The organism is Cardiobacteriaceae bacterium TAE3-ERU3 (assembly GCA_019218315.1).
In the GTDB taxonomy this organism is placed as follows: domain Bacteria; phylum Pseudomonadota; class Gammaproteobacteria; order Cardiobacteriales; family Cardiobacteriaceae; genus JAHUUI01.
Genome location: JAHUUI010000003.1, coordinates 78,475 through 91,197, shown reverse-complemented (window position 1 = coordinate 91,197; position 12,723 = coordinate 78,475). Strand labels below are relative to the sequence as shown.

The window sequence follows — 12,723 nt, the reverse complement described above, 5'->3', positions numbered from 1 at the left end:
TGACAATATGTCTGATACCCCGATTCTTGATGATGCAGTAGTGGCGCAGACCGTTGAGCAGCTGCGTGATTGTTTCCGCAGTGGGAAAACGCGTCCACTAGATTGGCGCATTGAGCAACTCAAGGCTTTGTGCCGGATGCTCGATGAACACGAGCACGATTTTGCTGCAGCATTACGCGCAGATTTGGGTAAACCACAGGCTGAAAGCAAGTTAACCGAGATTGGCTTCGTCAAAGGCGAAATCAATGACACTTTGAAACACTTGAAAAAATGGCTCAAGCCCAAGCGAGCCGGTATGCCGCTTAGCCTGCAACCAGCCAGTGGCAAGCTGGTTTATGAACCGCTTGGCACGGTGTTGATTATTGCGCCGTGGAATTATCCGCTAATGCTGGTGCTCTCGCCATTGGTCGGCGCATTGGCCTGTGGCAACACGGCGTTGCTCAAGCCGAGCGAGCTGTCGCCACACGTTGCCGCAATGGTCAGTGAGTTGTTGCCGCAATACGTTGATGCACAGGCGGTAAAGGTGCTCGAGGCAGATGCAGAGGGTACGGCAAAAATCCTTGCGCAACGCTTTGACCATATTTTCTACACTGGCGGCGCGGCTGTGGCGAAAAAAGTGATGGCCGCTGCTGCGCCGCATTTAACGCCGGTGACGCTGGAACTCGGCGGCAAATCACCAACGTGGGTTGACGGCAGCGTTGATCTCAAGCACGTTGCACAACGTTTGGCGTGGGCGAAGTTCCTCAATGCCGGGCAGACCTGCGTGGCACCAGATTACGTGCTGACCACGGACGACGTTGCCGAGCATTTGATTCCTGAATTGATTAGCGCCGTGGAAGCATTGTATAGCGAAGCACCATGCAGCAGTGCTGACTACGGGCGGATTATCAATCAGCGCCATACGCAGCGTATTGCCGCATTACTTGATGACGCCTCACCAGCGCAGATTGTGCTTGGCGGTGAGTTCGATATTGACGAGCGCTATATTGCACCAACGATTATTGATCGCGTCACAGCCGACATGAAGCTGATGGGCGAAGAAATTTTTGGTCCACTGCTGCCAATTGTGCGCATTGCCGATCTCAATGCAGCGATTGACTATATCAACAGCCAACCCAAGCCACTGGCGCTGTACGCGTTCACGGACGATAAAGAACAGCGGACACAATTAACTGAGCAAACTTCATCCGGTGCGCTCGGCTTTAATCTCGCTTTGGCACATTTGAGTGCGCACGAGCTGCCGTTCGGCGGTGTTGGCATGAGCGGGCAGGGGCGCTATATGGGTAAGTATTCAATCGATACATTCAGCCATCTAAAGCCGGTTATCAGTAAACCACTATGGCCGAATACGATGAAATTGATTGCGCCACCGTATAACCGTATCACCGATTTGGTGGTCAAATATTTTGTCGAAAAATAGCTGGAGGACATGATGACATTCAGCATTAAAAACAAAACCATCCTGATTACCGGTGCAGCAATGGGCATGGGCAAAAGCTATGCCCTGAAAGCCGCGCAGGAAGGCGCGCGGGTGATTCATCTTTGGGACGTCAACGAAGAGGCATTGCTCAGCAGTGCCGAAGCGGTACGCCAATGTGCCACGCATACGCAGGTCGAGGTCAATACTTGCGTGATCGACTTATCTGACCGTGAGGCGATCGAAATGCAGTGTCAGGCGCTATTGGCGCAATATCCTACGGGCGTGGATGTATTGATTAATAATGCCGGTATCGTGCCGGATAACCGTTATTTCTGGCAGCATGACAACAGTCGCGCAACCACGTTATGCATGGATATTAATACGCTTGCCCCGATGTATCTTACTCGCGCGCTGTTGCCGGCGATGGTCGCTGATAGCAGTACTGATAAGCGTATCCTCAATGTTGCATCGGCAGCAGGAACTGTGGCTAATCCGCGGATGGCGGTTTATTGTGGCTCTAAATGGGGATTACTTGGCTGGAGTGATTCGGTGCGGCTGGAATTACAGGATGCAGGTCACCAGCATGTCAAGATCACGACATTTTGCCCGAGTTATATCAGTACCGGTATGTTCGAGGGAGCAAAGTCGATGTTGCTGACCCCGATTATGACGCCTGAAGAAGCCGTCAATGCTGCGTGGCAGGCGATGCACGCGGGCAAGCCGATTTTGTACAAGCCGTGGTCGGTGCGTTTGGGCATGATTGCACGCGCATTACTGCCGGTGCGGGCTTGGGACTGGGCGGCAAAGCACTTGTTTAAGGTGTATGGCTCGATGGATGATTTTCGTGGTCATCAAAAATGACATCATGGGGATGAGTATGAAACATTTCAAAATGCGTATTTTGGCAATGATATTGGGTGTAACCTCAGGCGTAGCGATAGCGGCTGAAAACAGCAAACCGATTTTGCTCGATGAAAGCCAGTGGCAGGCGCTGCGCGAGAAGCCGGATCGCTACGCGGATTTGCTGCGCGGCTGCGAGGGCGATATAGATAAAGTGGCGCGGCCGGTAGAAATATTTGTACCACAGGCGCATTACGGCAAATATGGTGAGAATAATCAGGAAAGTGAAGTAAAAAAGCAGATCTCTAGTGATGGCTGGAGAGCATACCGTGCAGCGCTGTGCTACAAGCTCGGAGATGATGTACGCTTTGCACGCCAGGCGCAGCAGATTCTCGATGCGTGGGGAGGTACATTGCAGAGCGTCGAAGGGATGCCAGGTAAAGCCTGGATTAGCTTCAATATGCCGGCGTATGTGATTGCCGGTTATTTGGTGCAGGATGTTGAAGGCTGGGATGACAGTCAGTGGCAAACGTTTTTACGTGAAGTGATAGCGCCGCTGTCGGTTGCATACAGCAGCGACAATAACCACGGTAGCTGGGGTGTATTGCTCAATACGACGATAGCTGCGTATTTGCAAGATGACAATTTGCTGCGCGAAGCCCAATCACGTTGGCAGGAGTTGCTGCAAGAGCAGGTCGATAATGAAGGCAACATGAGCAAAGAAGTCTGTCGCAGTGATACGACTAATTGGTGTGGCGGGCCGACCAAGGGCATTAAAGGCATTGCTTACACCCACTATGCTTTGCTGCCAACCACCGTATCGGCGCAGATTCTCGATCAGCAAGGCTATAACGTCTGGCAAACGGCTGCGGGTGAAGCACTTGGCAAGGCTTATGCGCGCGCTGCACAGTGGACGCTACGCCCTGAGACGTTCCCTTATTACGAGCGTAATAACGGCAAGCTGCAAGGAGTCGAAAATGGCGATTATTTTAGCGTGCTACAACGCCATTATCCCAATGATGATGGCGCAGCAGTGCTTGAAAAAGGCGGACAGGGCATGGATTTCTTCCATTTGACGTTATTATTCCCCGAAGGCCAATGATTGCCGCCAGATTGTGGCTTTTTCGGTAAAAGTCATCCGTGCGTTGGCTGGGCTGGTCGAGGGCAGGGAAATTAGCTCGACGTCGCGCAGCAGCTGCGCGCGGATATGGCGGCAAAAGCTTTGCCATGACTTGCCGCCATTGCAGGCAATGCGGCGTATGGACGGGTAGGCTAAAAGCAGTTCGGGAATGGCATTGGCGACTTCGCTGTCGCGCTTGATTGCGCTGTCGAGGCTGCCTTCGCGTTCACAGCGGGCAAGGCTGTCCCATAAGGCATAGCCAGCATTGGTTAGCTGCTCACAGCGTTGCGGGTAATCAAGAGTAGGATCAAAGCCGATAATGTCGGCCATGATCGGCCAAAAAGCGTTACGCGGATGCGCGTAATACTGCACGGCATTGAGCGAAGCAATGCCGGGAATACTACCGAGAATCAGGGTGTGAGGTTGCCCCGCAATCAGCGGGGCAAAAGCTTCAATCATGATGTTGTCTTGGGCTATGAATGGCGTGTACGTCTTCCGCGAGTAGTACTGCTAATGGCTGGGTACTCTTGAATGATGAGAGGATGATGGTAATCATCGCTGTTAGTGGAATGGCCAGAATAGCGCCAGCGATACCCCATAGTGATGACCACAAAGTTAAAGCAACCAGTACGACAAACGGCGACATATTGACTTTTTTACCAATCAGCTTGGGTTCGACAATATTGCCGACAAACATTTGCGTGATGACCAGTGCAGCCAGTACCAAGGCAGATTTGCCTATTGAACCAAATTGCGCCATGGCCAGCAATACCGGAAATGCGACGCCAATAAATGAGCCGATGTAGGGGATGTAGTTAAACAGAGCAATCAATATTGCCCAGAAAATTGCGAAATCAATCCCAAACAGCAATAAGATTGCAAAGCAAGTACAGCCGAGCAAAACGTTAATCAGGGTTTTGATGGCAAGGTAGTCGCCAATGCTTTTATTGATGTTGTGCACGATATCAGATGCGTGACGGCCGCGGTCACCAGGCAGGGCAGTGGTGAGTTTCTCTGCGAAATTACCACGCTCGGCAATAAGAAAACCAGCGTAGAGGATAACCATAAATACCCAACCAGCCATAGAACTAAGCGCTGACATGGTTGAGGTGAGGATACTTTGTAAATTGATGTGGTCAGTTAGGCGCTCCCATAGTACTGACCAGTTGGGCATTTCTTCGATATGGAAATACGCTAGGGTACTGTGGATCAAGTTTTCAACGTTATGTTGATAGGTCGGTAACTGAGGAGTGATTTTTTCGGCTGTCGCGACGACGATGCCACCGAGCATAATCAGTACCAAGGAAAATGATGCAAGTACGATGATTCGCCGAATGGTTTCTGGTAAATGACGCAGAACGGGCTGCCTGCCTAGCCATGTTGAAGCGCTGACCAATACGTAAACGACGATAATGGCAACCAGGATTGGCAAAATGATGTTTTGCCCAATGTAGAGTATGTAGCCGATCAAAACGACAAATAGGGTTGCGAGGGTCAGGGTATGAAAAGGATGAGTGTTGTTTTGGGGCATGAATATTTTCTCAAGAACAGGGATACGTATAGACAGAGCCATCTATGAGTCTGATCAAACCCTAGTTGAGAGGGTATGATGGCTGGTGAAAATAAAGACCCGCTCGAAAGCGGGTCTTGCGTTTACTTGAATTATTTATCGAGTAGATGTTTGACTGCTTCACGTTCTTCGCGCAGCTCTTTTTCCGTGGCGTCCATACGCTCACGACTGAAATCGCTGATCTCAAGACCTTGGACGATTTCGTACTTACCATCTTTGCAGCGGCAAGGATAAGAATAGATGATGCCCGGCTCAATGCCATAAGAGCCGTCAGATGGTACACCCATGCTGACCCAATCATCGCCATCAGTACCGAGTGCCCAGCTGCGCATGTGGTCAATGGCTGCTGAAGCTGCTGAAGCTGCTGAAGATGCGCCGCGTGCTTTGATGATGGCTGCGCCGCGTTGTTGTACGTCAGGAATGAAAGTATCTTTGTACCAGCTTTCCTCTACTTGTTCTGCGGCTGGTTTGCCGTCAATCGTTGCACAGCTGATGTCTGGATACTGGGTTGAAGAGTGGTTGCCCCAAATGATCATATTTTTGATGTCAGTTGAGTGCTTACCGGTTTTTTCTGCAAGTTGGCTGAGTGCGCGATTGTGGTCAAGGCGCGTCATTGCCGTAAAGTTCTTCGGATTGAGATCCGGAGCAGCAGCTTGGGCAATCAAAGAGTTGGTATTGGCTGGGTTGCCGACAACCAGTACCTTGACGTCACGTGAGGCGTGGTCGTTGAGCGCTTTGCCTTGTGGACCAAAGATCGCACCATTTGCTTCGAGCAGGTCTTTGCGCTCCATGCCCGGGCCGCGTGGGCGTGCACCAACCAGCATCGCGTAATCACAGTCTTTAAAAGCAACGTTTGCGTCGTCAGTCGCCACGATGTCGTGCAGCAGTGGGAAGGCACAATCGTTTAGCTCCATAACGACACCTTTGAGCGCATCAAGTGCAGGCGTGATTTCAAGCAGTTGCAGAATGACTGGCTGATCCGGCCCCAGCATGTCGCCCGCGGCGATACGGAACGCCATGGCGTAACCAATGTTTCCGGCAGCGCCAGTGATCGTAACGCGTACTGGTGATTTCATTGTGGACTCCTTCATTAGTGTAAAAAACATTTAAATTATAGCAGATCGCAAGCATTCAGAAATCATGTAAAATGATTGACCGTTATCAGTGATTAGAAAGGGAGTTGTCTTGTGCTGAAAAAAGGAATAATGATTGGGTGTAGCCTGTTTTCGATTGCAGTTTCAGCCCAAAATACACCAGCTACGGCAAAGGTAGTTGTTTATAAATGGACACAAAATGGTGTTACCCATTACTCAACACAGCCACCTCGCACATTAGGTAATGTGGTTAAGCTTGATGAGCGTGGCCTGATTATTCACGATGAAGACGATATTATGGCTACTGCAAATGTATTGCGCCCAATGCGTCCAGATCAGAATAATAACCTTTCTTCAGTGTTGGATGATGACCAGGCTGATCACCACGATAGTGAGAATGAGGTTTTACCAGAAGGGGCTATACCTAAATCTGAGCGCTGTGCGAATGCGCAGCAGGATATCCAAACGATCGAAAGTGCTGAGTCTGGACGCTCAATTACGGTTGAAGATGCGGAAGGAAATCTTGTTCCGATTAGTGATGAAGAGAAAAATGCACGCTTGCAAAGTGCTAAAGCACTGGTTGAGCGGCTTTGTAACGAATAATTTTGAATATTAGAATTTTTAAAGGACAGACATGCGTCTAGCTAATTATTGGTTGAGCACACAAAAAGAAACTCCGGCTGAGGCTGAGGTTATTAGTCATCAGTTAATGCTACGTGCGGGTATGATCCGTCAAACGGCGGTGGGCATTTATTCATGGCTGCCATTAGGGCTGAAAGTATTGCGTAAGGTCGAGGCAATCGTGCGTGAAGAAATGGATCGTGCCGGTGCGCTTGAGTTGCTCATGCCTGGCGTTCAGCCGGGTGATCTATGGCGCGAGTCTGGCCGCTGGAAGGATTATGGTCCAGAACTGTTGCGCTTTTTAGACCGCCATGAGCGCGATTATTGCCTTGGTCCAACGCATGAAGAGGTCATTACTGACCTGGTGCGCCGCGAAGTAACTAGCTATAAGCAGCTGCCACTTAACGTTTATCAAATTCAAACCAAGTTCCGCGATGAAATTCGCCCGCGTTTCGGCATTATGCGTGGTCGTGAATTTTTGATGAAAGATGCTTATTCATTTCACCTTGATCAAGAAAGCTTGCAAGCAACTTACGACGTGATGCACGAAGCGTATTGTCGTATTTTTGATCGCCTTGGCCTTGATTATCGTCCGGTCTTGGCAGATAACGGCTCGATTGGTGGTACAGGGTCTCACGAGTTTCACGTGTTGGCGGCGACTGGTGAAGACGACATCGTCTTTGCTGAAGACGGCAGTTACGCGGCAAATATGGAGAAGGCTGAAGCAGCGCGTTCACAAGCAGAACGCCCACAACCGACGGCTGAGATGGAAAAACGCGCGACGCCAAACTGCAAGACCATTGCTGCATTGGTGGAAGGTCATGGTGTGCCAATCGAACGTACGATCAAAACTTTACTTGTTGAAGGTACGGATGGCGGTATCGTCGCATTGATCGTCCGTGGTGATCATGAACTCAACGAAGTAAAAGCCGAACATCTGGAACAAGTAGCTGCGCCTCTGACGATGGCGGCAGAAGAAAAAGTTCGTGCAGCAGTGGGGGCTGGATTTGGTTCTCTAGGGCCTGTTGGGCTTGATGTGCCGGTGATCGTTGACCATGAAGCGGCATTGATTGCTGACTTTGCGGCTGGTGCAAATGAAGACGACTTCCACTATTTCAACGTCAACTGGGGACGTGATGTAGAGATTGCCGAAGTTGCAGATATCCGTAATGTTGTCGCTGGTGATACCTCACCTAATGGACAAAGTACACTGTCTATTAAGCGCGGTATTGAAGTTGGACATATCTTCCAGCTTGGTGATAAATATTCAGCTTCCATGGGATTATCTGTACTCGGAGAAAATGGTAAGCCTATTACGCCACTGATGGGCTGCTATGGCATTGGGGTCTCGCGTATTGTCGCTGCAGCAATTGAGCAGAATAACGATGAGCGCGGCATTATTTGGCCTGATGCGTTAGCGCCATTTGCAGTAGCTGTACTGCCAGTTAACGGGCATAAATCACCAGCGGTACAAGAAGCTGCTGAGCGCATTTACGAGCAGCTGCTTGAGCGTGGCATTGATGCTTTACTTGATGATCGTGGTAAGCGCCCGGGCTTCATGTTTGCAGATATGGACTTGATCGGTATTCCGGCGCGTATTGTTATTTCCGATAAAACCCTTGCCGATGGTGAAGTGGAGTTTAAACGTCGGCGTGACAGCGAAGCACAGCGTATTGCACTTGATGATATTTTTGCGCAATTCGATCGTTGATAATCAATCATCAAAGATAAAGGGGTAATCATGACCAACCAAAACCTGACTTTTGAGTCGGCATTGAAGCACTGGCATCTTGCTGAGCAAAATGGCTTGCTTGTACTGACCATCGATCGTGATGATGCAAGTGCCAATAGCCTTAATGCTGAAGTATTGCGCGAGTTTGCGACTGTGATCGATAAGCTCAAGCTTATTGCGGGGCAATATCGGGGGCTGTTGTTGCAGTCCGGCAAGGATAGTGGCTTTATTGCTGGTGCCGATATTTCGACCATTCAGGAAACAAAGTCAGCGGATAAGCTCAAGGCGCTGGTCAAGGAAGTACATGATTATTTTTCCCGCTTTGAAGCTTTGCCATTACCCAAAGTTGCACTGATCGATGGATTTTGCCTTGGTGGTGGGCTGGAGCTGGCATTGTGTTGTGATTATCGTGTTATCACAAAATCAGCCAAGCTTGGCGTGCCTGAGGTAAAACTTGGCCTGCACCCTGGGTTTGCCGGCACAGCTCGCCTGACTCGCTTATTGCCACCGACTCAAGCCATGCCGATGATGCTGCAAGGCTTTAACTTGCGCGGCAGCAAAGCGGTCAAGCAAGGACTCGCTGACAAGCTGGTCAATAGCAAAGAAGATCTTTTTGTGGCTGGTGAAAAGCTGGTCGAAAAAGGGCGTCGTGAGCCCGGAAATTGGCAGAGCAAACTGATGTCTTTCGGGCCGGTACGCAGTATCATCGCCAAGAAAATCGAAGATACCGTCAGTAAAAAAGCACGCAAAGATCACTATCCTGCACCTTATGCCATTATTGATTTGTGGCGTGAGCACGGCGGTAATTTTAAGGCGATGGCAGATGCGGAAATAGATTCGTTCGTCAAGCTGCGCCAGACGCCGCAATCTGATGCATTGATCCGTCTGTATTTCTTGCAGGAAAGACTGAAAGGATTTGGCAAAAATGATGCTGATCCGGTCAAGCATGTACATGTCATTGGTGGTGGCACCATGGGTGGCGATATTGCCGCGTGGTCAGCGATGCAAGGTATTTACACTACACTGAGTGATCTTTCGCAGGAGCAGCTCGATAAAGCTGGTGCGAGAGCGAATAAGTTGTTTGATAAAAAACTGCGCGATCAGGATGCCAACCGTGAAGCGAAAATGCGTTTGCGGCTAGATAAAGATGGTTGGGGGTTGGATAAGGCTGATCTGATCATTGAGGCGATTGTCGAGAAGATTGACGTCAAGCAAAAGGTATTTACCGACGTCCTGCAAAAGGCTAAGCCGGATGCAATCATCGCGACCAATACATCGAGCCTGCGCCTTGAAGATATTGCCCAAGGTCTTGATGCACCTGAGCGGCTGCTCGGTATTCACTTCTTTAATCCGGTGGCAAAAATGCCACTGGTTGAGGTTGTCCACCAGGAAGCAAACAGCCAGGAAACACTGGATCGTGCGGCAAAATATGTGGCAAAAATCAGCCGCTTGCCTTTGCCGGTTAAATCCAGCCCGGGATTTTTGGTCAACCGCGTGCTGGTGCCATATTTGTTTGAAGCATTGAAATGCTATCAAGACGGTATCGACAAAGCTGCAATTGATAAAGCAGCAGAAGATTTTGGTATGCCGATGGGGCCAATTGAGTTGGCTGATACGGTTGGCTTGGATGTGTGTCGCGCTATTGCTGAAACCATGCACGAATTTATCGACAGCCCGGATAACAGCGAACTTGATAAGCTGGTTGAAGCAGGCAATCTTGGGCGCAAATCAGGCAAAGGCTTTTACAGCTACGCCGATGGCAAGCCACAAAAGGGCGAAGTAAACGCCGACGAGATGACAATCAAGGAAGTACAGCAGCGCTTGATCATGAGCTATCTCAATGCTTGTGCATGGTGCCTGCGTAAAGAAGTCGTCGATGATGTTGATCTTGTCGATGCAGGTTGCGTATTTGGCACTGGCTTTGCGCCATTCCGTGGTGGGCCGATGAATTACGCACAAAGCCTGGGTTATGATGAGGTGGTTAAAGAACTTGAGCGCCTCTCGGCTCAATATGGTGAGAGATTTACCCCGGATCCATGGTGGCAGACACCGTAGTATGGGGATAAATGGCGGGAAAAGCGGCAATAAGCACAAGATTGCTGATGAATTTTTTCAACGTCCTGCCATTCTTGGCGCGACAACATTTGGCGCACAGATAGCGGCTTTATTTGCCAATGCCGGTATTCTTGTCAGGCTTTACGATAAGCCTTTGCCTGATGATCCGAATGGCATTGCCAAAGCCGCTATTGAAAAATTGCACAGTAGCCATCCGCCACCATTGAGCGGGCCTGAAACAGCGAACTGGATAGAAGCGAGAAATTATCAGGATCATCGCGGGTTATTGGCTGAGCATGATCTGATTATTGAGTGTCTTGATGAAGATTCTTCCGCCAAGCGGGGCTTGTGGTCGCGCTTAGCACCATTTTTGGCGCGCGACTGCGTTCTGATGTCCTATTCATCGGGATTGTCGATGAATGAAATTAGCCATGCATTGCCTGCTGGGCTGCGTTCCCGCTTCATCGGAATCCACTTTTTTCGCCCGCCACGGTTTCAGCGCTTAATTGAGCTGATACCGATCAGGCATAGTGATGTACGCCTGATCAATAAAGTAGCTGATTATTTTCGTGGTTACTTTGATTTTGATGTTATAGAAGCACCCGATAGGCCGAATTACATTACTACCCGATTGATTATCGGCTTAACCAACATCGCTTTTTATCATTTCGAGCGCTCGAACATCAGCTTGCCTGAGTTTGAAGGGTTGACGCGAATGGTTGGCCATTGCCCTATCGGTGGGTTATGTCATTTACTTGATCATATTGGCTTGGATCGAGTGATAGAGGGGGCCAAGCGAAGTACGCCAGCTGAGAAAATGCAGTTTGGAGAGATGCTTGATATATCACCGTGGTTTGAGCAACTTGCTGAACAGGGGCGCTTAGGCCGTGCTGCATATCATGGTTTTTATGATTACAGCTATAAGCCCTATATGCTGGAAGATATGGATGGGCAGCGCCATGAAAGCATTAAAGTTGATGCAGATGTGTATCAGGCTTTTCGCAAGCGGGACTGGCAGGCACTTTCTCAATCCTCTCATCCACAGGCGCAATTTATTTGTGCACTGCTGCGTGATTGGTGGCAATACGCTCTTTATCTGGTTGCTGATGTTGGTATCGCACCTGATGTGATTGATACGATTTTAATTCAGGCATTTTCATGGGAAACGGGATTATATAAGCTCTCTCGTGAGTTTGGCCTGGCTGAGATTGAGGCTTCTTGTTTTGCGGATGCAAAGCAGGAGGTGCTGACTTACAACCCATTGCCATTTTGGCAGCATCAACGGAAGGTGGTGGCTCGTAAAGCACAGCCGTCTAACCCATTTATTTCTGATGCACGATTGCTGCACAAGCAGGAAGTCAGTTCATCTTGGGTTTATCAAGATAAAATGCTGGTATGGCAGCCACATAAAGACACACTGACAGCTGAGCCTGCACTGGTGCATGAGTTGCTTGAAGCCTGTGCTTATGCTCGGCAAGCTGAGCTGTATCTGCTGGTTTATCACCATGGCCGTAGCTTTGGGGAGTTATCAGGATGGCCAGATAGTGAAGAGGCACTTGCCCGCTTTGCTGATTTACACCATGACCTGAATGAGCTGGTGATGGCACTTCATACCCATCCTCGTTCGGTCATTATGTCTTTTAGTGGCATTCTTGGCGATTTTGGTGCGGCTATTATCATGCAGGCTGATCAAGTCTTGCTGGATGTGAACGTCAAGTGGTATATGCAGGCGTCCGCGAATGATCTTCCATCTATGGGGGCAATATGGTTTGAATGGTTGCGCCGTTTGCCATATTTGTCACGCGCGCAAAATCTTGAGCAACTTTATGCTGTTTTATCTCGTATAGCGACCATTTGCCCTCCAGAAGATGTGCGTAGAGGGCGAGCCATGGGGATTCTCCGGGCCCATGATCGCGTGGTATTGAGCCGTCAAAAGCTGGTTGAGGTCACTGCTGAGGCGGTTGATTCGTGGGTTAAGTCTTTCCAACCGCGCATGACTCGAAATGCGCAATATCAGCTCGCGCCTGAAGATGCTGCGACTTTGTATCAGCGTGCAGAGCTGACCGATCGGCCTGAACTCTATATTGCCTTACTGAATCTACTCACTGCACAAAAGCAAAATATGACGGTTTCACTGCAGATGCTGCTAGAACATGAGCAGGCACTGTATATGCAGCGCCTTGGCAGTAAGATATCGGCACTTTGAATGATGCATGCAGTGTTGGTGACTTAAAGCCGATACATTTTTTACTGAATTACTTTGACAAGGAA

Annotated in this window: 10 protein-coding genes; 7 read left to right on the top strand and 3 right to left on the bottom strand. The window is 49.5% G+C overall.

What is annotated here, in order from left to right:
- The first annotated feature begins 7 nt into the window (after positions 1-7).
- The 3 genes from KRX19_06605 to KRX19_06595 are packed head-to-tail and all read left to right on the top strand — an operon-like array spanning position 8 to position 3,362.
- Entirely contained in the window at positions 8-1,420 is a 1,413-nt protein-coding gene (locus tag KRX19_06605) for an aldehyde dehydrogenase family protein (GenBank protein MBV7434697.1), read from the top strand.
- Positions 1,421-1,429: 9 nt separating this feature from the next.
- Positions 1,430-2,281 carry an SDR family NAD(P)-dependent oxidoreductase gene (locus KRX19_06600; GenBank protein MBV7434696.1) on the top strand — a complete coding sequence of 284 codons (852 nt, stop codon included), beginning with the start codon at positions 1,430-1,432 and terminating at the stop codon, positions 2,279-2,281.
- A gap of 16 nt (positions 2,282-2,297) precedes the next feature.
- Positions 2,298-3,362, top strand: a complete 1,065-nt coding sequence (locus tag KRX19_06595) for an alginate lyase family protein (protein MBV7434695.1) — start codon at positions 2,298-2,300, stop codon at positions 3,360-3,362.
- On the opposite strand, the gene KRX19_06590 is transcribed toward KRX19_06595, so the two are convergent.
- The 3 genes from KRX19_06590 to KRX19_06580 all read right to left on the bottom strand — a co-directional run bounded on the left by KRX19_06590 (position 3,342) and on the right by KRX19_06580 (position 6,026).
- Positions 3,342-3,839, bottom strand: coding sequence for a DNA-deoxyinosine glycosylase (locus tag KRX19_06590; protein MBV7434694.1), 498 nt, complete (start codon positions 3,837-3,839; stop codon positions 3,342-3,344). The genes KRX19_06595 and KRX19_06590 overlap by 21 nt on opposite strands.
- A complete protein-coding gene (locus KRX19_06585; GenBank protein MBV7434693.1) occupies positions 3,832-4,911 on the bottom strand; it encodes an AI-2E family transporter in 1,080 nt (359 codons plus the stop codon). The genes KRX19_06590 and KRX19_06585 overlap by 8 nt, the downstream gene beginning before the upstream one ends.
- A 131-nt stretch (positions 4,912-5,042) precedes the next feature.
- Positions 5,043-6,026: a malate dehydrogenase gene (locus KRX19_06580; GenBank protein MBV7434692.1), complete on the bottom strand. Its 984-nt coding sequence runs from the start codon at positions 6,024-6,026 to the stop codon at positions 5,043-5,045.
- Positions 6,027-6,155: 129 nt separating this feature from the next.
- On the opposite strand from KRX19_06580, the gene KRX19_06575 reads away from it, so the two are divergent.
- The 4 genes from KRX19_06575 to KRX19_06560 are packed head-to-tail and all read left to right on the top strand — an operon-like array spanning position 6,156 to position 12,658.
- Entirely contained in the window at positions 6,156-6,647 is a 492-nt protein-coding gene (locus KRX19_06575; GenBank protein MBV7434691.1) for a DUF4124 domain-containing protein, read from the top strand.
- Positions 6,648-6,678: 31 nt separating this feature from the next.
- Positions 6,679-8,376, top strand: coding sequence for a proline--tRNA ligase (locus KRX19_06570; GenBank protein ID MBV7434690.1), 1,698 nt, complete (start codon positions 6,679-6,681; stop codon positions 8,374-8,376).
- Positions 8,377-8,406: 30 nt separating this feature from the next.
- Complete coding sequence (locus KRX19_06565; protein ID MBV7434689.1) at positions 8,407-10,452, top strand: enoyl-CoA hydratase/isomerase family protein; 2,046 nt, start codon at positions 8,407-8,409, stop codon at positions 10,450-10,452.
- Position 10,453: 1 nt separating this feature from the next.
- Entirely contained in the window at positions 10,454-12,658 is a 2,205-nt protein-coding gene (locus KRX19_06560; protein ID MBV7434688.1) for a 3-hydroxyacyl-CoA dehydrogenase family protein, read from the top strand.
- The last annotated feature ends 65 nt before the right edge of the window (positions 12,659-12,723 follow it).